Origin of the sequence: Bradyrhizobium sp. SRL28, from assembly GCF_018596315.1 — a bacterium.
GTDB lineage: Bacteria > Pseudomonadota > Alphaproteobacteria > Rhizobiales > Xanthobacteraceae > Bradyrhizobium.
Map to the genome: position 1 here is coordinate 44,396 of NZ_JAHEAG010000034.1, position 21,143 is coordinate 65,538.

The following is a 21,143-nucleotide window of genomic DNA, read 5'->3' on the forward strand; positions in this document are numbered from 1 at the left end:
TGTCTCGATCTTTCCTTGGTCTTTTCCTTGCCTAGATTCGCAGCCCCCGGATCACGTATTTCTGTCCGAACAGCGCGATCAGGAACGCCGGCACCAGCGCCATGACAGCGGTGGCTGCCATCAGATTCCAGCGCAGCCCCATCTCGGTGACGAACTGCGCCATGACAACCGTGATCATCGGCACGCGGTTGCCGGTCAGGATCAGCGCGAACAGAAATTCGTTCCAGGTGAACAGCCAGCACAGCACGGCGAGCGCCGAGATCGCCGGCAGCGCCGACGGCACCGCGACGCGGATGAAGGCTCCCCATCGCGTGCAGCCGTCGATCATCGCGGCATATTCCATCGACGGGTCGATGCCGTCGAAAAAGCCCTTCATCAGCCACGAGAAGAAACAGATGTGCACCGCTATGTGCGGCAGCAGCAGCCCGGTATAGGTGTCGTAGATGCCCCAGCTTTGCGTCACGAAATACAGCGGCAGCACCCAGGAGATATAGGGCACGCAGCGGAACACATAGATCGTTCCGAACCAGATCCGCGGGGCCGGCCCGGTGAAGCGCGACAGCATGTAGCCGCTCGAGACCGTCACCAGCAGCGAGAACACCGTCGCCAGCGTCGAGATCAGCGCGCTGTTGAGGAAGGCGCCGACGATCCGCTCGTCGCTCAGCACCTCGGCGAAGCTACTGAGCGTGAATTCAGTGCCGCGATGCACGTAATAGACGCCGGATTCCGGCCGCAGCGAGGTCAGGATCAGCCACAGCACCGGAAACGCGAACGCGAAGCATATGCCAAGCAGCGCCAGCGCGAACAGCGTCTTGCGGCTCCATTTCGGCAATCCGGGCAGGAAATCGGGACGGGTTACGATCGGCATCGGATCATGCCTTTGCGATGCGGTCGACGAGGCGATAGAGCACCACGCCGATTACGAGGATGATGAGCCCGCCGATGATGGCCGCCGCCGACCCCCGGCCGAGATCGAGGTTCAGGAAGGCGTGGACATAGGCATAGAGGCTGAACAGCTCGGTCGAGCGGCCCGGCCCGCCGCCGGTCAGCGTCCACACGATATCGAAGGTGCGGAAGGCGTCGATGGCGCGGATCACCACGCACACCACGATCACCGGGCGCAGCATCGGCAACGTCAGGAAACGAAATACCCGCCAGGTGGTGGTGCCGTCGATGGCGGCGGCCTCGAACGGCTCTTTCGGCAGGCTCTGCAGGCCCGCGAGCAGCAGCAGCGTGAACCACGGCGTCCACAGCCAGATGTCGGTCAGCAGGATGATGCCGAAGGCGCTCCAGCGCTGCACCAGCCAGGGCTGACCCTCGAGGCCGATGGCTTCCAGCACCACATTCACGATGCCGAACTGGTCGTTGAAGATCCAGCGGATCATGATCGCGGCAACGACAGGCGCCACCATCAGCGGCACCAGGAGGATCGTCTGCACCAGCTTCTGCCCGCGGAACGGACGGTTGAGCAGCAGCGCCAGCATGAGCCCCGCCACCAGCGCGCCTGCGACGCTGAGCACCATGAACAGGAAGGTGTTCGGCAGCACCACATAAAGGAACGCCGGATCCGATATCACGGCCGCATAGTGGTCGAAGCCGATCCAGGTCTTTTTGGGATTGTAGAGCGCCCAGTCGCGAAAGCTGGCGTTGGCGCCGATCACGATCGGCACGACCTGAAACAGCAGCAGCAGCAGCGCAGCCGGCGCGATCAGAAGCAGCACGAAGCGCTGTTGCTCGCCGAACATGGGACGCCGCGATGCCGACAAGCCCGTTTTCCCCATTTGGACGTCAGGCCGTCACGACTCTTGTGGCCGGTACGTGCGTGACGCCTGTATTTTCAGGGAGTATGGGCGGGGCGTCGAAGGCTAGTCAATCGGGATTGTGCAAGAGGCAAAGTCAGCGCCGGATGCTCATGTAAAACGTCAACTTAAGGTTCTCCAAAAAGCAAAACGCACCGGTCCCGGAAAACCGGAACCGATGCGCTTCGAGCAGGGCTTACTGCCTTGCCAGTTCATTGTCCGCTCTTTGGCCGCCGGTCTTATCAATGGCCGGCTTGACCGCAAGCAGAACGTAATTCTCAGAGCCGATACAGGATCTGGTCGGTCCAGAACCGCTCGAGGCGGTGCAGCGACTTGTTCAGCGTCGCGAACTCTTCGTTCGAGATGCCGCCGACCTGCTCCACCGTCTTGACGTGCTTCTGGTAGAGCGCGTCGACGATCTTGCGGATTTCCTGGCCCTGCGCGGTCAAGCGGATGCGGACCGAACGGCGATCGACGCGGGAGCGCTGATGATCGAGGAAGCCGAGCTCGACGAGCTTCTTCAGGTTATAGGAGACGTTGGAGCCGAGGTAGTAACCGCGCGTGCGCAGTTCGCCCGCGGTCAGCTCCTTGTCGCCAATGTTATAGAGCAGCAATGCCTGCACCGAATTGATGTCGGCGCGGCCGCGGCGATCGAATTCATCCTTGATGACGTCGAGCAGCCGGCGGTGAAGCCGCTCCACCAAAGTCAACGCTTCCAGATAGAGCGGCTGCACCGGAGCTTGACCGGCAGAGCGTTCAGCGGTTTCCACCGCCGTTGCAACGGCTTTGATCATGACACTTCCCCTGTCGTCGTTTTTCGACTTATTTCGACGAAACTTCTGTCCCGCCTGATAGCTTCAACTTAAGGGGGCGGTTTGAAGATCCGCTTAAATAAGAGAATAAAGAGATCATGAATTTAACAGAGTGAATTGTCGATTAAGCCCCATGGATCAAGGCTTTTTGCAATATTTCATTGACGGTGAAAGCCCCCTGTTCACGCTTCGTCTGCAAGCCCTGTCGCATTCGGAAACAGGTGCCTCTGAAATCGAAACGCTCGCGTAACAGGTGTGGTGGAACCCTTTACGGCCCTTAACGGTGAGCGAAACGTTACCGGAAAGATTTTTGAAAATTGGACGGGATCGCGTCGCGGTTTCTGCACGCGCATCAATTATGGCGGGAAACTGACGCGTCATGCCCGGCCTTGTGCAGGCTGCCCGGGCCTAGCAAGAACTCTTCCGCCAGCTTCCCTCGGCCATGTCGGTTCTTGCCTATCCTAAAGGTTGCGGTTCACAAGATTACGCTTAACGCAAGAGTAGATCCCGTCTGAGAGACAATCTTAACGAGTCACACGTAGTCATGCGCGTGAAAGATCGGCACAACCAAAACGAGATGCCGAAGACGGGGACGGTGCATGGAATTGCAGCGCGAACCGCGCGTGGCAACGGCCGCGGCGCCTTTGCTCGCTCGCTTGGGCGAGTTGCGAAAAGTTCGGCTAACTTCTTTCCTGTCGAGGCAGCAAGCCGCTCTGGAAGCTGGTACCTGGCTGGTCTGCATACTCGCCGCCATTTTCGCGGCGTTTCTGATCAGACGATTTGCAATTTTCGTTGACTATGCCAGCCTTCTGGTCGCACTCGCTGTGCTCGGGTTCCTCTTAGCCGTCTACGTCGTCTATGGCCGATGGCGGGCATCGCCCAGATTGAGCAACCTGTGTGGAGCGCTCGCGGCGATGACATGGTCGGCGGCAATGGCCGGGATCAGCAGCCTCGTCGGATTGCGTTACCACGCACGATTGATCGACGTGGAGCTTGCAGAGTGGGATCAAGCAGTTCGCCTCGACGTGCAAACCGTCATAGCGTGGGCGGCCGATCACCCATTCTGGTCCAGCCTTCTGGCTTTCAGCTACGACAGCTCGTTTTCCCTGCTATTAGCGCTCACTGTGCTGCTGGCATTCATGCGCCGTTTCGATCAGTTGTGGGTATTGGTGTTCGTGTTCGCCGCTACCATTGTCGTATCCACGAGCATCTCCGTGGTCTGGCCGGCGAAAGGCGCCTTCGCCTTCTATGACTACCCCGTAAGCTTGCTGGAGCGTCTTCCGCACGGAGCAGGCATCTATCATCTTCAGAAGTTCGACTATTTCCGAAACGGCGCTTCGCCGGTTGTGTCATTCGCTAGTCTGCAGGGCGTGGTGACGTTTCCTTCATTTCATTGCTGCCTCGCTCTGATGACGATATTCGGGACGTGGGGCCTCCGATGGCTATTCCCGATTTCGCTGAGTTGGAATGCGCTCGTCATCATATCCACCGTGCCCATTGGCGGACACTACGCCATCGACCTCCCGGCCGGTGCGCTATTGTGGCTATTTGCAACGGTCGCCGGTGTCGCGTTGGCGAAGTTTCACCCGCCGACACCCTGCGGCTCGCCCGACTCCGGTACGGTTAAGGACAACTTCAAAGCCTACGGCGGGCGTTCGCGCGCGGCCATCCAGGCGAGCGCGAGATAGGCGCCGAGCATCACGGCCTCAAGCCCCACCACCGTCAGGCTGCCGCCGTAGATGCCCGGAAACATCAGTTCGATCACGGCCATCGACACCACGGTGGTGAGCCACACCACCGCGCCCCACGGCGTCGCAAGCCACAGCCCGACGGCGGCGACGAGTTCGATCACGGCGAAATAGACGGTCGCGGTCTGCCAGGCCATCGACTGGTTCTCGAACGCCTCTTCCTCGCCGCCGATGAATCCCGTGACCTGCGCCCAGTGGTACAGGCCCTTCAGGATCGAGATAACAGCCATGATGCGGAGGAACAGCACCAGCCGCCGCGTCCAGACATTCTCGTCGGGCTCGGTCCGCTCCGACGACATCGCCGCCATCGACATCGCCTTGTCCCTGGACTTGTCCCGCCCCTGATCGCGCGCCGAAGCGTCAGACATGGCAGTTGTCCTGGCAGCCGTCCTGGCAGCTGACCTCGGAATCGGGACTGCACGCGTGCTGGAAGGTTCTCATGGCCCCAGATGTTCTCATGGCCCATGTCTTGGCCCGCCGGGGCGGTAAAATCAATTGCTGAAGAGATGGATCAAGGCTCGGTGACGGAACAGCCGCGAGGTGCTAGAACTGGAACAAATCCAAATTGACCCGCGCCTCAAGGAGTACCCATCACATGGCGATCAAATTCGGGCGTCCGATCGAAATGCGCGACGCGCCGCGGCGGCAGACCGCCCTCGCCTCAACCCCGCTCGACCTGGCCATCCGCCCCCGGCGCAACCGCAAGGCGGAATGGGCGCGGCGGCTGGTGCGCGAAAACGTGCTGACCACGGATGATCTGATCTGGCCGATGTTCGTGGTCGACGGAAACAATGCGCGCACGCCTGTCACCTCGATGCCCGGCGTCGACCGCCTCACCGTCGATCAGGCGGTGCGCGACGCCGAGCGCGCGATGAAGCTCGACATCCCCTGCATCGCGCTGTTCCCCTATACCGAGCCGTCCTTGCGCGACGAGACCGGTTCCGAAGCGCTCAACCCTAACAATCTGGTCTGCCAGTCGGTGCGCGCGATCAAGAAGGAATTTCCAGAGCTCGGCGTGCTCTGCGACGTCGCGCTGGATCCCTTCACCAGCCACGGCCATGACGGGCTGATCGAGGACGGCAGAATTCTCAACGACGAGACGGTGGCGGTGCTGGTGCGGCAGGCGCTGGTGCAGGCGGAAGCCGGCTGCGACGTCATCGCGCCCTCCGACATGATGGACGGCCGTGTCGGCGCGATCCGCGAGGCGCTGGACGACGCAGGTTTTCTCGACGTGCAGATCATGTCCTACGCGGCGAAATACGCGTCCGCCTTCTACGGCCCGTTCCGCGACGCCATCGGCTCGGCAAAAACGCTGACCGGCGACAAGCGCACCTACCAGATGGACAGCGCCAATTCCGACGAGGCGTTGCGCGAGGTCGAACTCGACATCGCCGAGGGCGCCGACATGGTGATGGTGAAGCCCGGCATGCCCTATCTCGACATCGTGCGCCGCGTGAAGGACACGTTTGCGATGCCGACCTTCGTCTACCAGGTGTCCGGCGAATACGCGATGATTGCTGGAGCAGCCAACAATGGCTGGATCGACGGCGACCGCGCGATGATGGAAAGCCTGCTCGGCTTCAAGCGCGCCGGCGCGGATGGGATCTTGACGTATTTCGCGCCGAAGGCCGCGGAGAGGTTGAAGGCGGAGAAGTAGTTCCGCTGTCGTCCCTGCGAACGCAGGGACCCATACGCCGCGGCCTATCGATAGAACGATGGGGCCAGTTGCCTTTGCTACCACCGGCGGTCATTTGACGAAAAGCGTCGGCCAGTTCGTCTCACTCGAGAGCACAACGCGGTATGGGTCCCTGCGTTCGCAGGGACGACGGAGACATTGTACGCCCCTCGCGCCGGCTCCCGAATATTGCAGCGTGTTAATGGTCGCAGGGTCTTGGCGGCGGGGCGGCCGGTTCCCATCTCACGGGTCGGGAATATTCGGCCTGGAGGACGGATCATGTCTTATAGCGGCTCTGGCAATACTGGCGGCGGTGCTTCAAATGCTGGCGGCGCATCAAATGCTGGCGGCGCCTGGCGGAACGACGGCGGGGTACCGCCGCATGCGTTCGATCCGGATCTGCAGCCGGAACTGTTTCGCGGCGTGCTGACGCGGCGGGTGTTTGCGTTCCTGATCGACCTCGTGGTGCTGTCGGTGCCCGTCATCCTCGGCTACATCTTCATTGCCGTGTTCGGCGTGATCACGCTGGGGCTCGGCTGGATGCTGTTCTGGCTGGCGTGGCCGGCCACCATCGTGTGGGCGATCGTCTATTACGGCGCCTCGATCGGCGGACCGCATTCGGCCACCATGGGCATGCGCGCAATGGATCTGGAGGTGCGCACCTGGTACGGCGCACCGGGCTATTTCGTGCTCGGCGCCTGCCATGCCGTGCTGTACTGGGTCTCGATCTCGTTCCTGACGCCGCTGGTGCTGCTGGTCGGTTTGTTCAACGGCCGCCGCCGGCTGCTGCACGACATGATCCTGGGAACCGTGGTCATCAACAGCTCGGTTCGTACCCAGGTAGCGCCTTCGGCCCGCAGCAGCTACTGAGCGAGCAGCAAACTAATTGACCGTCAGCCCTCGGGGCGCGATGTTAGAGCCGGTCCGGTCCCGAAATGAATCGGGGCCCGGACCGGCGCTTTTTTCGTTTTGACGCGTTTTCTTAACGCGAACCGGTGTTTAGTTCGCCTGAAAGCGCTATGGTTGATTTGTTTCGGAGGCCTGACGAACCGACGTGACCCAGCACTCGCGTGACACCCCGCAATTCTACCTGACTGCGCCCTCGCCCTGCCCCTATCTGCCGGGCCGGCACGAGCGCAAGGTGTTCACGCATCTGGTCGGCGACAAGGCCGGCGACCTCAACGACCTCCTGACCCATGGCGGCTTCCGCCGCAGCCAGTCGATCGCCTACCGCCCGGCCTGCGACCAGTGCCGCGCCTGCGTTTCCGTGCGTGTCGTCGCCAACGAGTTCCGCCCCTCGCGCAATTTCAAGAAGGTGCTGGCGCGCAATGCCGACATCGTCGGCGAGCAGCGCAGCGCCGTGCCGACGTCGGAGCAGTATTCGGTGTTCCGCGCCTATCTCGACAGGCGGCACCGCCACGGCGGCATGGCCGACATGACCGTGCTCGACTACGCCATGATGGTGGAAGACAGCCATGTCGAAACCCGCATCATCGAGTACCGCAAGCGGGGCGTCGATACCGGCATCACCGGCCGCGGTGAGGAGTTGATCGCGGTGGCGCTGACGGATGTGCTCAGCGATGGGCTGTCGATGGTGTATTCGTTCTTCGAGCCGTCGCAGCAGAGCCGCTCGCTCGGCACTTTCATGATCCTCGATCACATCACCCGGGCGCGCAGGCTCGGGCTGCCTTACGTCTATCTCGGCTACTGGATCGAAGGCTCCAAGAAGATGGACTACAAGGGCCGCTTCCTGCCGCAGCAGCGGCTGGCGCCGTCAGGCTGGCTGCGGGTCGACGCATCGGGCGAAATGCTGTCCGAGCCGCAGGATTAGAGAACGATGGTTCGGCGTTGCGCGGCGAGCAAAGGCGCACCTGCGCCGTCGGCGTCATTTGCCGGCGCTCAAAAATTCAGATCGCTGGTCCTCCGCGCGTTGCCCTTCTTGGCTTTGCTGACGGGTACCCACGCTCATGCCTGCGAAACCGGCCATAAGGAATATTATGGACGCTGCGTCGAGGCCAAGAACCCATCTGCCAAGCTTTTGGAATTCCTCACCGACTATGGCCAGCAGGTCAATAAAATTGGCGAGGTCGCCGATCTCTTCGCCCCGGACGTTCCTCTGTTCGACAAGCCTGAACCCGGTCGCAAGGTCATCCATTCATGGAAACGCCCGAATGCGGACGTCGAATCCGAAGCTAGGATCGAGAAGATCCTACCCGATTTCTATTACGTGACGGTGAGTGTGTACGATGGTCCCACGTCGTGCGGCATCGATGAATTCAGGCTGAAGGGACCGAAGACCACGCTGCGGGGGTACGTGCCAAGAACCAATCCTCAGGATGTGCCGTCTCTCTGGAAGTTCCGGCATATGAGCGGGCTGTGTTAGCCGCAGGATTGAGTGCTCACGCTTAGCCGGCCACGCAATGTCGTCACCCGCGAAAGCGGGTGATCCAGTATTCCAGAGACCGTAGTGATGGAATCGAGAGGCCGCGGCGTACTGGGTCGCCCGGTCCCAGTGCGCAATTGCGCACAAGGCCGGGCGATGACAGCGGAGTTAACCGAAGAACGTCTCGAACAGCAGCTTCACGTTCAGCGCGACGATGATGCCGGCGACGATCCACGCCACCGCGGCGACGGAACGCGAGATGGCAAAGTCACCCATCTTGCGGCGGTCGGAAACGAACCGCACCAGCGGGATCACCGCGAACGGCAATTGCATCGACAGCACGACCTGGCTGAACACCAGCAACTGGCCGGTGCCGCGCTCGCCATAGAGCGCGGTGACGATCACGACCGGAACGATGGCGATGCCGCGGGTGAGCAGCCGCCGCGCCCAGTTCGGCAGGCGCAGATGCAGAAAGCCTTCCATCACGATCTGGCCGGCCAAGGTCGCCGTGACCGTCGAGTTCAGGCCGGAGGCGAGCAGCGCCACCGCGAACAGCGTGGAAGCGATGCCGAGCCCGAGCAGCGGCGACAGCAGTTCATACGCCTGGCCAATTTCGGCGACCTCGGTGCGGCCGGTGGCATGGAAAGTGGCGGCGGCAACGATCAGGATTGCGGCGTTGATGAACAGCGCCAGCATCAGGGCGATCGTCGAGTCCGTCGTCGCCCATTTGATCGCCTCGCGGCGGCCCTTATCGTTGCGCTCATAGGCGCGAGTCTGCACGATCGAGGAGTGCAGGTAGAGATTATGCGGCATCACGGTGGCGCCGATGATGCCGATGGCGATGTAGAGCATCTCCGGATTAGTGACGATCTCGGGCGAAGGTATAAAACCCTTCAGGACCGCCGCAACCGGCGGCGCCGCGGCCGTGATCTGGACCGCAAAGCAGACCGCGATCACGATCAACAGCGAGATCACGAAGGCTTCGAGGAAGCGAAAGCCCTTGTTCATCAACAGCAGCAGCAGGAAGGCATCGAGCGCAGTTATCAGCGCCCCCCAGATCAGGGGAATGCCGAACAACAGATTGAGCGCGATCGCGGTGCCGATCACTTCGGCGAGATCGCAGGCGATGATCGCGGCCTCGCAGGCCACCCAAAGCAGGAAGTTCACTGGTCGGGAAAAGCTGGCGCGGCAGGCCTGCGCGAGATCGCGGTCGGTGACGATACCAAGCCGCGCAGCGAGCGCCTGCAACAGGATTGCCATCAGGTTCGACAGCAGGATCACCGCGAGCAGCGTGTAGCCGAACTTCGATCCGCCCGCGAGGTCGGTGGCCCAGTTGCCGGGGTCCATGTAACCGACCGAAACCAGATAGCCGGGGCCGAGGAAGGCCAGCAGCCGGCGCGACCAATGCCCGCCAAAGGGCACCGCGATGGTCGAGTTGACCTCAGGCAGGCTCCGCTGGGTGCCAGCGGCGGCGTCAGCGCGCCAGCCGGCGGCAGTATCAGTCATGTCCAAGCTCTTGGTCGGGGTCTTGGGGCCCAATGCGGGCGTTCGGGCGTCCATATCAGCAAGATGGCCGATATTCGTTCTTATTGCAACTCACTTGCAACTGCATCTGGCGATCACGAAAATGATACCGGCGAAGGCTCTTGGAAAGCACTGAGGAAGTGCTTTATGCTGAGGCATGATCAAAATCCCGGTTGAAACGCCCACGGCCACGTTGCGATACGCCCTCTCCCCCGATGAGGCCGGCATCGCTGCCATCGAGGCCACCTTTGCCGCCTACGACCGGATGATGGCGATCCTCGCCGAGGTTGCGCCTGTTGGCGCCAACCTCGTCGCCCTTCACGCCCAGGCTTACGAAAAGATCCGCATCGAGACCGGCCTGCCGGCCCGTCTGGTGACGCTCGGGCTGCGCGACCGCGCCGGCTACGTGGCGGATGCAGCGGTGCGCAAAATTCCACTCGACGACAAGTTGTTTGCGATCAAGGGGCCAACTTCACTGACCATTAGCACTGTCCACGGACGTGTCTTGGTGCCGTTCGAAATCCCCGGCTATCTTGCCGGCTGGGAAAGTCCCTTCCCGGCTCACCTGGTCTCGGACGGCCGCGCTTACGAAATCCACATCGCCGTCAAATCGAAATCCACAGCACCGGAGGAGAAGACCATGGTTCACGAGGGTATCCTTGCACGTATGGGCAGACTTCTTGCCGCCATCGCCAGCGAGACCATCGACAGCGCCGAGAACAGCAACAAGGTCGCGCTGGTCAAGCAGGCGATCCGCGAAATCGACGCCGGCGCCGACGAAGCCCGCCATGCGCTCGGCAAGTCGCGCGCCGAAGAATTCCGCCTCAAGCGTCGGCGCGAGGAGCTCGATGCCGAGATCGCCGGGCTGACCGACAAGATTCGTCTCGCAGTTGCGGAAAGCCGCGAGGATCTCGCGCGTGCTGGCGTCGCACGGCAAATTGATCTGGAATCGCAGGGCACTGCGCTGGAACGTGCGATGGATTTCATCGAACTCGAAATCGACGAGCAGACCAAGGCGTTACAGGCGATGCTTGGCGCGCGACGTGAGGCCGAAACCCGTCTCGCCGATCTCGAAGCGAGCCTCGAAAAGCATTCGCCGCAGGAAACCGGACGCGCGGCTGGCGCGACTAAAACAGTGAGTCCCGATCGGGCAATGGCGGCGATCGCACGCGTCACCGGCGTACCGGCGGCCGGCCTGCCCGGTGACAAGGAACTCGACGAACTAGACCGGTTGCACCGCGAAAAGGAAATCGCGGCCCGCCTTGAAAGGATCAAGTCGCAGCAATGAGTGCCCTGACCGACATCCTGCTAGCGCCGGACGTGCGGCCCTTCGCCGTGGCCGCAGCGATCATGATGGCGCTCGGCGGCATCGAATTGCTGGCGATGCTGGTCGGATTTTCGATCGGCGAAGTCTTCGGAAAGGAAGTCGCCGTCGACGTCGACCACGGCAACGGCCTCGGCGGCCTGTTCTTGTGGATCAATGCGGGGCGCCTGCCGCTGTTGATCCTGATCATCCTCGCGCTCGGCGTGTTCTCGGTCGCGGGGTTCTTCCTGCAGGGGCTGGCGCACGGTGTCGGAATTTCGCTCCCGGCCTCGATCGCGGCGCTCGCCGCCGTAGCCGCAAGCATTCCCGTCATCCGGGTCACCAGCCGCGGCATCGCTCGTATCATCCCGCGCGACGAGACCTATGCGGTGGACGAGGCCGACTTCGTCGGTCACGTCGCCGAGGTTTCGATCGGCCCGCTCGACCAGGGGCTGCCCGGCCGCGTCCGTCTCAAGGATGTCTTCGGCAACTGGCATTCTCTCGTCGCACGGGCCAGTCCCGAATCCACCCCGCTTCCAGTCGGCGCCAGCGTGTTGCTGGTCGACCGGGACGCCAAGAGCTTTATCGCCATTTCCGCACCCGCCGACCTCATTGCACAACAACGATCAGACAGGGCTTAAAACATGTGGGAACTTGCAGTACCCGTCGCTATTGGCGTCATTGCCGTTCTTGTTATCGGTCTCCTGCTTGCCAAACTCTACCGACGCTCGACACGTGACGAAGCCTATGTCCGCACCGGCCTCGGCGGCCAGAAAGTCGTCCTCGACGGCGGCTCGATCGTCCTTCCGGTTTTCCATTCCGTCGCCGCGGTCAATCTGAAGACGTTGCGGCTGGAGGTTGCCCGCGGCGGCCCGGATTCGATGATCACCAAGGACCGCATGCGCGTCGACATCGGCGCCGAATTCTATTTGCGCGTCAAACCCGACAGCTCATCGATCGCGCTCGCCGCGCAGACGCTGGGCAGCCGCACCAACAACGCAGGCGAGCTGCGCGAACTGATCGAGGCCAAATTCGTCGACGGCCTGCGCTCGGTGGCGGCCACCATGCACCTCGAGGAGCTGCAGGAGCAGCGTGCGACCTTCGTCAAATCGGTGCAGGAAGCGGTCGGCGCCGACATCCAGAACAACGGCCTCGAACTCGAATCGGTGTCGCTGACGCGGCTCGACCAGAGCGACATCAAGCATTTCAATCCGAGCAATTTCTTCGACGCCCACGGCCTGACGACGCTGACCAAGATCACCAGGGAGCGCGAACAGGAGCGCAACCAGATCGTCCGCACCACCGAGGTCAACATCGCGCAGCAGGACCTCGTCGCCCGCCAGACCACGTTGACGATCGAAGCCACCAAGCGCGAGGCGGAGCTGGCGCAACAGCGCGACATCGCCAACAAGACCGCCGCGATGCGCGCGCAAACCGCACAGGTCGAGCAGACCGCCGTGCAGAACGAGGCCGAATACCGCATTCAGCAGGAACTGGCGGTCGCCAACAAGCAGACCGAAGCCAATCAGATGCGCGATACGCGAAAGATCGAAGCCGATCTCGCGGTGAAGCGCCGCAACACCGAAATGGAACGCGATCTGCAGATCGTCGCCCAGGAAAGCGCGATCGCGGTCGCGACCAAGAGCAAGGAGCAATCGGAGGCGCAGACCGTCGCCGAAACCGCGCGTGCGCTGGCGATTGCGGCTGAGGAAAAGGTCACCACCGCCAAAGCCGTCGAAATCGCCGAACGCGACAAGATCATCAACGTGATCGCGGCGCGCAAGGCCGCCGAAACTGAGGCGATGCCGATCACCGTGATGGCGGAAGCCGAAAATCAGGCCGCGGCCAACAAGGCCGAAGCCATTACCATGCTGGCCAAGGCCGACGCCGATGCTGCGATCACGCGAGCGACCGGCGTCAAATCGCTCGGCCAGGCCGAAGCCGAGGTGGCGGCGCTGAAGGCGGAAGCCCGCAACAAGCTCTCGGCGGAGATGGTCGACTACGACCTCACGCTGGCACGCATCAACATCATTCCGAACGCGCTGGCCGAAGCGGTCAAGCCGATCGAGAAAATTTCGGACATCCGGATCTTCGACACCGGCGGCATGCTCGGCCGTGGCGGCGGCAACGGCGCCATGAATGGCCATGGCAACGGTATCGGCCTCGGCGACGGCCTTGCGGCGCAGTTGCTGTCGGTCTCGGCGTTCAAGCCGATCATCGACAAGATCCTCGCCGAAGGCGGCTTCGCCGCGGGTCCTGACGCGCTGACCACCCTGACCAACGCGCTGGCCGCGCAGCAACTGGCAGCGCCCGCCGAACTGCCCGCCATGGAAGATGAAGATGAGGATGAGGTGGTGACGCCGCCCGCAACCATCTCCGGTACGGGCAAGGCCACGCTCGGCTCCAAGACGTAATCAAAGCGGCCCGAACGCCGTTCAATCGAAGTCAAATGAGGCCTGCCGCGGTGACGCCCGGCGGGCCTTTTTCCTGACATCTCTCCCTTGCGCCTTGTCGAGAAACAGGCGGGTTTGCAGGGCTTGGCTTTGGCCGTCTCGCGCCTGCTTATTGCAAATGCCTCTCATTAGTGACACAAGTTGCAACTAATTCGCAATTGCAACTGAGGGGAGCAGTCGAATGCGCCAGTTCAAGCGGACCTGGGGAGACCACGACGGAGGCCGTGACGGTTTTCACTTCGGCGATTTTTTCGGCCATTCGCCGCACCGACCACATGGCTCTCATGCCCCGCATGAGTCTCATGGCTCGCACGGCCACCACGGTTCGCCGTGCCAACCAGGTCCGCAGCCGGCGAAAATCGAATACCGCAGCTTCGACGGTTCGCAGAACAATCAATCCGATGCCACCCTCAACGCCGCCGGCACCGAATTCGCACGCATCGGCGAGGCGCATTTTGCCGACGGCATCTCCGTTCCGCTCGGCGGCAACAATCCGCGCACCATCAGCAATCTCGTGGTTGGCGCCGGCGATCCTGATGTGGCGAACCCGGAAGGTGTTTCCGCCTTCATGTACGCCTGGGGCCAGTTCATCGATCACGACCTGACACTGACCCGGACCGACGGCGTCAGGGACATCAGCGTCGTGGTGCCTGCCGGCGATCCCGTACTTCCCGCCGGCACCATCATTCCGATCACCCGCGCCGTCATCGATCCCACGACCGGCCCGGGCACATCCAATCCGGCCATGGCGGTCAATTCCAATACCGCCTGGCTAGACGCCTCGATGGTCTACGGGTCCAACGCCGCGACCGCCGCCAGCCTGCGCACCGCCGACGGCCACATGCTGACGTCGCAGGGTAACAATCTGCCGATCGTCAACGACATGGTCGTGGCTGGCGACGTCCGTGCTGCGGAAAATCCGGCGCTCACCGCGCTGCAAACGCTGTTCGTGCGCGAACACAACTACTGGGTCGACAAACTGCATCTCGAGCATCCGAAATGGAGCGGCGACCAGCTCTACAATCACGCCCGCGCCATCGTGACGGCGGAAATCGCCAACATCACCTATTCGGAATTTCTGCCCAACCTCGTCGGCAAGAACGCGCTCACGCCCTACGACGGCTATGACCCCAACGTCGATCCCCATTTGTCGCTGGAATTCGTCGCCGCCGCGTTCCGCTTCGGACATTCGATCGTGTCGGGCGAAACCGAAGGCCTTGCGGAAAACGGCGAAGTCATCGCCGGCTCCGAGGAAGACCTCAAGGACGTGTTCTTCCAGCCGGCGGCAAACTTCATCGACAATGGCGGCGCGGACGGACAATTGCGCCATTTGGCCGCCGATCCGTCGCAGGCGCTCGATGCGCGCATCGTCGACGACCTGCGTAATTTTCTCGTCGATCCGCCGGTGTCCCTGGATCTCGCCGCGATCAATATCCAGCGGGCGCGCGACCTCGGCCTCGGTACGCTCAACCAGACCCGTGAAGCACTCGGCCTCGACCCCTACACGGATTTCAGCCAGATCACGAGCGACCCGGAGACGCTGGCCGGACTGAAAGCGGCTTACGGCAATGTCAACAATGTCGGCCTGTGGACCGGCGGCCTGTCGGAAAATCATGTTCCCGGCGCGCTTGTCGGCGAAACCTTCCAGGCCATCCTTACGATGCAGTTCGAGGCGCTGCGCGATGGCGACCGGTTCTGGTTTGAGAATCAGGGGTTCGATGCCAAAACCTTGTCCGCGATCAAAGGCACGACGCTGGCAGATATCATCCTGCGCAATACCGACACCAAGCACATCCAGGACGACGTCTTCGTCACCTATGTGCGGCACACCGGCCTTGCCGGCGGCGTGGAGTCCGAGGATCCCGACGCCCGCCAGATCGTCATCGGCTCCAATGGCAAAGACACGTTGATTGGCGGCCCGCAGGGCGATTATCTGTTCGCCGGAACCGGCAAGCAGACGATGACGGGGAATGAAGGCGCTGACCGCTTCGTGTTTGATTTCGGCTCCACCAAAGCCAAGATCACCGACTTCGATCCCGGCATCGACCTGCTGGTGTTCAAGAATGCAGGCCGTCTGGACTTTCGCGATGTGAAAATCTGGGGCGACCATGGCAACACGGTGGTCCAGGTCGGTGACGACCGGATCGAACTGACCGGCGTGCGGCCTTATGAACTCACAAAGCACGATTTCCTGTTCGACATTTGATGCGGCAGGAAGAACGTGCCGGATAAAGCCCGCGTGCCGGATAAAGCCCGGCCATGACGGAAGGTGAAACACCTCCACACGTTCGCGTGTGGAGGTTTTTTGTTGCACGAAAGCTTGTCGGGAAACGGGTGGGTTGGATCGTCCTCAGGCCGGACAATGAGGTGAGAATCGAACCTCAGGGAATTTGCCATGTCCGTCGCCGACACGCCTCGCCTGCCCGCAACGTTCAACCGCCTGGCCTGGTCCAACCTCGCTGCCCAATCGGCCGAGCAGATCGCGCTGGCTGCAGCCCCGATCGTTGCGGTGCTGCTGCTCGGCGTCGGCGAAGGCCAGACCGGCCTGCTGCAGACGGCGCTGACGTTGCCCTTCATCCTGTTCGCGATCCCCGCGGGCCTGCTCGCCGACCGCATCTCGCGGCGCTGGGTGATGGCGGGCTCCGAGGCGCTGCGGGCTGCGGCATTGGCCGGCATTCTGCTGCTGATCTGGCTCGGCCAAATGACGCTGCCGCTGCTCTCATTGCTCGGCTTCATCGCCGTCTGCGGAACGGTCGCTTACAGCGTTGCCGCACCCGCTTTGGTGCCGTCGCTGGTGACGTCGGAACAATTGCCAGCGGCGAACGCGCGGATCGAACTGGCGCGCACGATCGCGTTCGCCAGCGGCCCCGCGCTCGGCGGCGTGCTGGTCGGATGGGTCGGCGCCGCACCGGCCTTCGGCTTTGCCGCGGCGTTGTCCGTGATCGCCGTCGTGCTGCTGTCGGGCATCTATGAACCGGCGCGCGCCCCTGCCCCGCGCCGCCATCCGCTGCAGGAAATCAAGGAAGGCGCGGCGTTCGTGTTGCATCACCCGCTGCTGCGGCCGGTGTTCATCACGCAATTCATCTTCAACACGGCATCGTTCCTGCTGCTTGCCGTGTTCGTGCCCTACGCCGTGCGCCACCTCGGGCTAACGGCTACCGGCGTTGGCGTGACGCTTGGGATGTATGGCGTCGGCATGGTCGCCGGCGCGCTCGCGGCGACGCGGGTGATGAAGCGGCTCGCCTTCGGAACCGTGATCGGGCTCGGGCCCGTCACCGGCTTCGTCGCCGCAGTGGTGATGGCGCTGACGACCATCGTGCCGACGCCATGGCTGGCGGCCCTGAGCTTCTTCCTGCTCGGCGCCGGTCCGATCCTGTGGGTGATCTCGACCACGACGCTGCGGCAATCGGTGACGCCGCCCTCGCTGCTCGGGCGCGTCTCCGCGATCAACATCATGAGCTATGGCGCCCGTCCGCTCGGCTCCGCGCTCGGCGCCATCGTCGGCGGCATCTACAGCGCAGAAGCCTGCCTCTATCTGGCGACCGCGATCTTCGGCGCGCAGGCGCTGGTGATCCTGCTGTCGCCGGCGGTCTCGCTGGCACGGCAGCCGGACATGGTGGGCGAGGCGGCGGGCTGCTAGCGGTCGGGCTCGTGCCGAGCTGAAATCGTCATTGCGAGCGCAGGGAAGCAATGACGGAGCCAAAGCAGGCCTATCCCGCCAGATACCGCTCATACTTCCCCGCCACGACTTCGTCCGCGGCAATGTCCGGATCGAGCGTATAGAGGTCCTGCGCGCGGCCGATGCCGCGCAGTGCGTAGCGGCCGGTGGACACCAGGTAGTTTCGCCCGGCCGCATCCAGGCCTGCGCGGAACGCCGACGACATCAGCAGTTCGCGGTCGACCGAGCGGCACATCGAGGCGATGCGGCTGACCTCGTTGACGGCCGGGCCCACCACGGTGAAGTCGAGCCGGTCATCGCTGCCGATGTTGCCGTAGAAGACCTCGCCGACATGCAGGCCGACATGAGCTGATGTCACGGCTCTCCCCTCCGCCGTGCGGCGGGCGGTGAGAGCCTTCATGTTGCGGCGGAAGCGAAGTTCAGCGCGCAGCGCCGCACGCTTGGCCTTCGCCATGTTATCGTGGGTGAACATCGCCAGCACGCCGTCCCCGATCAGCTTCAGCACCTCGCCGCCGGCTTCGTGAATGGCGTCGATCGAGGCCTGCGCATAATCATTGAGGAACGGAATGATTTCGCCGGGATCGATGCTCTCGCTGATCGCGGTCGAGCCGCGCAGGTCGGAGAACCACAGCACGGAGTTGATGCGCTCGGTGACGCCGCGTGCGATGCGGCCGCGTAGCACCTGTTCCGCCGCGTCGCGCCCGAGATAGACCCGGCCCAGCGTCTTGGCGATATCGACTTGCGCTGCCGATTTGATCGCAAGGCCCAGCACCGGCACCAGGTCGCGCAGCGCCGCCATACCTTGCGCGCCAAAGCCCTCGTCGCGCCGGGTCACCCAATAGGAATAGACGCAGTCCATCTGCCCCATGGTGCCGGCCTCGCCGAACCGGTGCACATAGGCCACCACATGCTTGTGACCTTTCTCGGCGAGCTCGCCCATGAATTTGAAATTGGGGGCCACGCCGTTGGCGAGGTCGACTGGCAGTTCCTCGTGGCCGTTTTCGAGCATGTAATAGAAGACCGAACTCCGCCAGGCCTCCGCGGCTTCGCCCTCGTTGGTCGAGCCATATTCGAAGACATCGCTTTCGTTGGTCTCGGCGTCGTTCCAGCGAAAGCCACGGCCCTCGAAGATCGGGTGCAGCGTATCGATGAAGACCATCCCGCGCGACACGGGGAGGCCTTCGGCACAGCAGCGTTCGCAGAAACCGCGGATCAGGTCATTTTCGGGCAGGCCGGTGAGGCCCTGGCTGACCAGCCAGTTCATCAGGCGTAGACGAGGGGTAAGTTCCATACGCTGATTATGCCGCGCAATCGTGACGGGTGAAAGCCTCGCGCCCTTCAACCCTTCGCGCGCGTCACCGCCTCGCCGTCCTCCTTGACGAAGGACTGGACGGGGTTATCGAGCAGGTCGAGCACCAGCTCCGACGGCCGGCACAGCCGCACGCCCTTCGGCGTCACCACGATCGGACGGTTGATCAGGATCGGATGATCAAGCATGAAATCGATCAACTCGTCATCGCTCCATTTGGGATCGGCAAGGCCAAGCTCGGCATAGGGCGTGCCCTTTTCGCGCAGCAGATCGCGTGGCGAGATGCCGAGTGCGCCGATCAGTTCGACCAGCCGCGCGCGGCTCGGCGGGGTCTTCAGGTACTCGATCACCTCGGGCTGCTCGCCGCTCTGCCGGATCATCGCCAGCGTGTTGCGCGAGGTGCCGCAGGCGGGGTTATGATAGATCGTGACGGTCATGGCCGGGCCTCCTTGGTCTTTGCCGCCTCGCCTGCCCCGCGCAGCAGCCAGTTCATGAAGATCAGCGCCACGACCGCGCCGCAGAGTTCTGCCGCGATAAAGCCGGGAAGATCGGCGGGGCGAATGCCCGAAAAGGTATTGGTCATCGAGCGCGCGATGGCAACGGCGGGATTGGCAAACGAGGTCGAGGCCGTGAACCAGTAGGCCGCCGTGATGTAGAGCCCGACCAGCCAGGGCACGGCCGTGCGGTTGAACCTGATGCCGGCGAGGATGGTCGCAAGAAGGCCGAATGCGGCGACGCCCTCGGCGAGCCATTGCGCGCCGCCGGTTCGCGTTTTCAGCGAGGCGTCAATCAGCGGCAGCGCAAACATCGCATGCGCCACCATGGTTCCGGCAATCCCCCCGGCCACCTGCGCGGCAACGTAACCCAGCGCATCGCGCGGCGTCAGCTCGCCTTTCAAGGCGAAAACCAGCGATACCGCGGGATTGAAATGCGCCCCCGAGATGGGCCCGAGAATGGTGATGAGAACGACCAGGATCGCACCGGTCGGCAGCGTGTTGCCAAGCAGCGCCAGCGCGACGTCTTTCGTCAAAGTCTCGGCCATGATGCCGGAGCCGACCACGGTCGCAACCAATAGCGCGGTCCCGAGGGCTTCGGCGGCGAGCCGGCGTGATAAATCGAATTCGGACATCAGCTGGCCTTTTCCTGGCCTGAGGTCGAGCCGTCGCTGCGGCCGATGTCGCGCAATCTGGCCCCGAGCGACAGTTGGTCAATGCTTTCCAATGGCAGGCTGGTGAAGGCGGCGATTCGATTCTTGAGATAGCGGAAGGCCGCGACAAAGGCCGCTTCCTTCTCGATGTCGGTGCCCTCGACTGCGGCCGGATCCTCAATCCCCCAATGCGCCGTCATCGGCTGTCCCGGCCATATCGGACAGGATTCGCCCGCCGCGTTGTCGCAAACCGTGAAAACGAAATCCATCACGGGGGTATCAGCACGTGCGAACTCCTCCCAGCTCTTGGAGCGTAAATCGACTGTAGGGTAATCGAGACGGTCGAGAATCTTGATCGCGAACGGATTGACCGTTCCCTTCGGCTGACTGCCGGCGGAGAAAGCGCGGAAGTTGCGGTGGCCATCCTTGCGCAGGATCGATTCCGCCAGGATCGAACGGGCGGTGTTTCCGGTGCACAGGAAGAGAACGTTGTAGATACGATCAGACATGCGCTTTCCTCCTTGTCTTTGGCGGACAGCAAGGCGTGAGGTCTTCGATCAGCGGTCCGCAGATCTCAGGCCGCCCGTCACAGCAATCCCGCAGCATGAACAGGACCACGGCCTGAAAGGCCTTGAGATCGGCGCGGTAGACGATCGAACGGCTGAAGCGCCGCGCCGTCACCAGTCCCGCCCGGGACAGGATCGCCAGATGCGACGACATGGTGTTTTGCGGCACGGCGAGTGCCTTGGCGATGTCGCCGGCAGCGAGTCCTTCCGGCTCGTGCTTCGTCAACAGCCGAAACACATCGAGACGGGTCGATTGAGCAAGCGCCGCCAGCGCGAGAATGGCTTTTTCCGATTCCATATATCCAGACTTATCGATATGTTATCTCCTGTCAACCCGACGCGAGAAGCTGCCATCGCCTTCTATTTCGATTATTCTAGAAATACGATTGACGAGTCGAGATTCGCATGAGACGATGCTGTCATGAAACTCGATGACGTCGCCGCTCGCCTCGAAGCGCTGGGAAATCCGACCCGGCTCAAAATCTACCGCGCGCTGATCCGCGCCGGTGGCGCCGGACTTGCGGTTGGACGCCTGCAGGAGAAACTGAAGATCGCGCCCTCCACCCTCTCCCACCACATCAAGGCGCTGGTGGTGGCTGGCCTCGTAACCCAGGTGCGCGATGCGACCACGCTGATCTGCCACGCCAATTACGAAGTGATGCGGGAGCTGGTGGGATTTCTGGTCGCGGAATGCTGCGCTGAAAGCGCTGAAACCACGGATGCCAAGACCGCGGCATAGCGAGCC

At 62.7% G+C, this 21,143-nt stretch carries 21 protein-coding genes; 11 read left to right on the top strand and 10 right to left on the bottom strand.

Features of this window, described 5'->3' with window-relative positions; translation table 11 throughout:
* Window positions 1-31 precede the first annotated feature (31 nt).
* From KIP88_RS36410 to ldtR, 3 genes are all read right to left on the bottom strand, one after another.
* A complete protein-coding gene (locus KIP88_RS36410) occupies window positions 32-868 on the bottom strand; it encodes a carbohydrate ABC transporter permease (protein ID WP_214492984.1) in 837 nt (278 codons plus the stop codon).
* Between the two features lie 4 nt (window positions 869-872).
* Window positions 873-1,766: a carbohydrate ABC transporter permease gene (locus KIP88_RS36415; RefSeq protein ID WP_249791281.1), complete on the bottom strand. Its 894-nt coding sequence runs from the start codon at window positions 1,764-1,766 to the stop codon at window positions 873-875.
* Between the two features lie 311 nt (window positions 1,767-2,077).
* The gene (gene ldtR, locus KIP88_RS36420) at window positions 2,078-2,593 is read right to left on the bottom strand and encodes a transcriptional regulator LdtR (RefSeq protein ID WP_074276258.1); all 516 of its coding nucleotides are present in this window, start codon (window positions 2,591-2,593) and stop codon (window positions 2,078-2,080) included.
* 617 nt (window positions 2,594-3,210) lie between these two features.
* Here ldtR and KIP88_RS36425 point away from each other — a divergent pair.
* Window positions 3,211-4,299, top strand: a complete 1,089-nt coding sequence (locus tag KIP88_RS36425) for a phosphatase PAP2 family protein (protein ID WP_214492986.1) — start codon at window positions 3,211-3,213, stop codon at window positions 4,297-4,299.
* On the opposite strand, the gene KIP88_RS36430 is transcribed toward KIP88_RS36425, so the two are convergent.
* Window positions 4,254-4,727 (bottom strand): DUF6163 family protein, encoded by a 474-nt coding sequence (locus KIP88_RS36430; RefSeq protein WP_214492987.1) that lies wholly within the window; start codon window positions 4,725-4,727, stop codon window positions 4,254-4,256. The two genes, KIP88_RS36425 and KIP88_RS36430, sit on opposite strands and share 46 nt — an antisense overlap.
* A gap of 227 nt (window positions 4,728-4,954) precedes the next feature.
* On the opposite strand from KIP88_RS36430, the gene hemB reads away from it, so the two are divergent.
* From hemB to KIP88_RS36450, 4 genes are all read left to right on the top strand, one after another.
* The gene (hemB, locus tag KIP88_RS36435; RefSeq protein ID WP_214492988.1) at window positions 4,955-6,016 is read left to right on the top strand and encodes a porphobilinogen synthase; all 1,062 of its coding nucleotides are present in this window, start codon (window positions 4,955-4,957) and stop codon (window positions 6,014-6,016) included.
* Window positions 6,017-6,313: 297 nt separating this feature from the next.
* The gene (locus KIP88_RS36440; protein ID WP_214492989.1) at window positions 6,314-6,904 is read left to right on the top strand and encodes an RDD family protein; all 591 of its coding nucleotides are present in this window, start codon (window positions 6,314-6,316) and stop codon (window positions 6,902-6,904) included.
* Between the two features lie 184 nt (window positions 6,905-7,088).
* On the top strand, window positions 7,089-7,865 hold the full coding sequence (locus KIP88_RS36445; RefSeq protein ID WP_214492990.1) for an arginyltransferase: 777 nt from the start codon (window positions 7,089-7,091) through the stop codon (window positions 7,863-7,865).
* Window positions 7,866-7,871: 6 nt separating this feature from the next.
* Window positions 7,872-8,417, top strand: a complete 546-nt coding sequence (locus tag KIP88_RS36450) for a hypothetical protein (protein WP_214492991.1) — start codon at window positions 7,872-7,874, stop codon at window positions 8,415-8,417.
* Between the two features lie 168 nt (window positions 8,418-8,585).
* Here the strand turns inward: KIP88_RS36450 and KIP88_RS36455 are convergent, their stop codons facing one another.
* Window positions 8,586-9,977 carry an Nramp family divalent metal transporter gene (locus KIP88_RS36455; RefSeq protein WP_214492992.1) on the bottom strand — a complete coding sequence of 464 codons (1,392 nt, stop codon included), beginning with the start codon at window positions 9,975-9,977 and terminating at the stop codon, window positions 8,586-8,588.
* Between the two features lie 121 nt (window positions 9,978-10,098).
* On the opposite strand from KIP88_RS36455, the gene KIP88_RS36460 reads away from it, so the two are divergent.
* The 5 genes from KIP88_RS36460 to KIP88_RS36480 all read left to right on the top strand — a co-directional run bounded on the left by KIP88_RS36460 (window position 10,099) and on the right by KIP88_RS36480 (window position 17,337).
* Window positions 10,099-11,229 carry a PspA/IM30 family protein gene (locus KIP88_RS36460; protein ID WP_214492993.1) on the top strand — a complete coding sequence of 377 codons (1,131 nt, stop codon included), beginning with the start codon at window positions 10,099-10,101 and terminating at the stop codon, window positions 11,227-11,229.
* Complete coding sequence (locus KIP88_RS36465; RefSeq protein ID WP_214492994.1) at window positions 11,226-11,885, top strand: OB-fold-containig protein; 660 nt, start codon at window positions 11,226-11,228, stop codon at window positions 11,883-11,885. The genes KIP88_RS36460 and KIP88_RS36465 overlap by 4 nt, the downstream gene beginning before the upstream one ends.
* A 3-nt stretch (window positions 11,886-11,888) precedes the next feature.
* A complete protein-coding gene (locus KIP88_RS36470) occupies window positions 11,889-13,658 on the top strand; it encodes a flotillin family protein (RefSeq protein ID WP_214492995.1) in 1,770 nt (589 codons plus the stop codon).
* Window positions 13,659-13,878: 220 nt separating this feature from the next.
* The gene (locus KIP88_RS36475) at window positions 13,879-15,903 is read left to right on the top strand and encodes a peroxidase family protein (RefSeq protein WP_214492996.1); all 2,025 of its coding nucleotides are present in this window, start codon (window positions 13,879-13,881) and stop codon (window positions 15,901-15,903) included.
* Window positions 15,904-16,092: 189 nt separating this feature from the next.
* Window positions 16,093-17,337 (top strand): MFS transporter, encoded by a 1,245-nt coding sequence (locus tag KIP88_RS36480; RefSeq protein ID WP_214492997.1) that lies wholly within the window; start codon window positions 16,093-16,095, stop codon window positions 17,335-17,337.
* 70 nt (window positions 17,338-17,407) lie between these two features.
* On the opposite strand, the gene KIP88_RS36485 is transcribed toward KIP88_RS36480, so the two are convergent.
* The 5 genes from KIP88_RS36485 to KIP88_RS36505 are packed head-to-tail and all read right to left on the bottom strand — an operon-like array spanning window position 17,408 to window position 20,696.
* Window positions 17,408-18,667, bottom strand: coding sequence for an adenylate/guanylate cyclase domain-containing protein (locus tag KIP88_RS36485; protein WP_214492998.1), 1,260 nt, complete (start codon window positions 18,665-18,667; stop codon window positions 17,408-17,410).
* Between the two features lie 47 nt (window positions 18,668-18,714).
* Window positions 18,715-19,122, bottom strand: coding sequence for an arsenate reductase (glutaredoxin) (gene arsC / locus KIP88_RS36490; protein WP_214492999.1), 408 nt, complete (start codon window positions 19,120-19,122; stop codon window positions 18,715-18,717).
* A complete protein-coding gene (locus tag KIP88_RS36495) occupies window positions 19,119-19,814 on the bottom strand; it encodes an MIP/aquaporin family protein (protein WP_214493000.1) in 696 nt (231 codons plus the stop codon). The genes arsC and KIP88_RS36495 overlap by 4 nt, the downstream gene beginning before the upstream one ends.
* Complete coding sequence (locus KIP88_RS36500) at window positions 19,814-20,341, bottom strand: arsenate reductase ArsC (RefSeq protein WP_214493001.1); 528 nt, start codon at window positions 20,339-20,341, stop codon at window positions 19,814-19,816. The genes KIP88_RS36495 and KIP88_RS36500 overlap by 1 nt, the downstream gene beginning before the upstream one ends.
* Window positions 20,334-20,696, bottom strand: a complete 363-nt coding sequence (locus tag KIP88_RS36505) for a helix-turn-helix transcriptional regulator (protein WP_214493002.1) — start codon at window positions 20,694-20,696, stop codon at window positions 20,334-20,336. The genes KIP88_RS36500 and KIP88_RS36505 overlap by 8 nt, the downstream gene beginning before the upstream one ends.
* Before the next feature lie 123 nt (window positions 20,697-20,819).
* Between KIP88_RS36505 and KIP88_RS36510 the strand changes: the two genes are divergently transcribed.
* Window positions 20,820-21,137: a helix-turn-helix transcriptional regulator gene (locus KIP88_RS36510; protein ID WP_214493003.1), complete on the top strand. Its 318-nt coding sequence runs from the start codon at window positions 20,820-20,822 to the stop codon at window positions 21,135-21,137.
* Window positions 21,138-21,143: the final 6 nt, after the last annotated feature.

Bases quoted from the DNA above. Each gene is read 5' to 3' on its own strand.
- KIP88_RS36425 (WP_214492986.1), top strand. From the start codon at position 3,211: ATGGAATTGCAGCGCGAACCGCGCGTGGCAACGGCCGCGGCGCCTTTG.
- KIP88_RS36450 (WP_214492991.1), top strand. From the start codon at position 7,872: ATGGTTCGGCGTTGCGCGGCGAGCAAAGGCGCACCTGCGCCGTCGGCG.
- KIP88_RS36430 (WP_214492987.1), bottom strand. From the start codon at position 4,727: ATGTCTGACGCTTCGGCGCGCGATCAGGGGCGGGACAAGTCCAGGGAC.
- KIP88_RS36480 (WP_214492997.1), top strand. From the start codon at position 16,093: ATGTCCGTCGCCGACACGCCTCGCCTGCCCGCAACGTTCAACCGCCTG.
- KIP88_RS36505 (WP_214493002.1), bottom strand. From the start codon at position 20,696: ATGGAATCGGAAAAAGCCATTCTCGCGCTGGCGGCGCTTGCTCAATCG.
- KIP88_RS36495 (WP_214493000.1), bottom strand. From the start codon at position 19,814: ATGTCCGAATTCGATTTATCACGCCGGCTCGCCGCCGAAGCCCTCGGG.
- KIP88_RS36485 (WP_214492998.1), bottom strand. From the start codon at position 18,667: ATGGAACTTACCCCTCGTCTACGCCTGATGAACTGGCTGGTCAGCCAG.
- arsC (WP_214492999.1), bottom strand. From the start codon at position 19,122: ATGACCGTCACGATCTATCATAACCCCGCCTGCGGCACCTCGCGCAAC.
- KIP88_RS36460 (WP_214492993.1), top strand. From the start codon at position 10,099: ATGATCAAAATCCCGGTTGAAACGCCCACGGCCACGTTGCGATACGCC.
- ldtR (WP_074276258.1), bottom strand. From the start codon at position 2,593: ATGATCAAAGCCGTTGCAACGGCGGTGGAAACCGCTGAACGCTCTGCC.
- KIP88_RS36440 (WP_214492989.1), top strand. From the start codon at position 6,314: ATGTCTTATAGCGGCTCTGGCAATACTGGCGGCGGTGCTTCAAATGCT.
- hemB (WP_214492988.1), top strand. From the start codon at position 4,955: ATGGCGATCAAATTCGGGCGTCCGATCGAAATGCGCGACGCGCCGCGG.
- KIP88_RS36500 (WP_214493001.1), bottom strand. From the start codon at position 20,341: ATGTCTGATCGTATCTACAACGTTCTCTTCCTGTGCACCGGAAACACC.
- KIP88_RS36510 (WP_214493003.1), top strand. From the start codon at position 20,820: ATGAAACTCGATGACGTCGCCGCTCGCCTCGAAGCGCTGGGAAATCCG.
- KIP88_RS36470 (WP_214492995.1), top strand. From the start codon at position 11,889: ATGTGGGAACTTGCAGTACCCGTCGCTATTGGCGTCATTGCCGTTCTT.
- KIP88_RS36475 (WP_214492996.1), top strand. From the start codon at position 13,879: ATGCGCCAGTTCAAGCGGACCTGGGGAGACCACGACGGAGGCCGTGAC.
- KIP88_RS36465 (WP_214492994.1), top strand. From the start codon at position 11,226: ATGAGTGCCCTGACCGACATCCTGCTAGCGCCGGACGTGCGGCCCTTC.
- KIP88_RS36455 (WP_214492992.1), bottom strand. From the start codon at position 9,977: ATGGACGCCCGAACGCCCGCATTGGGCCCCAAGACCCCGACCAAGAGC.
- KIP88_RS36410 (WP_214492984.1), bottom strand. From the start codon at position 868: ATGCCGATCGTAACCCGTCCCGATTTCCTGCCCGGATTGCCGAAATGG.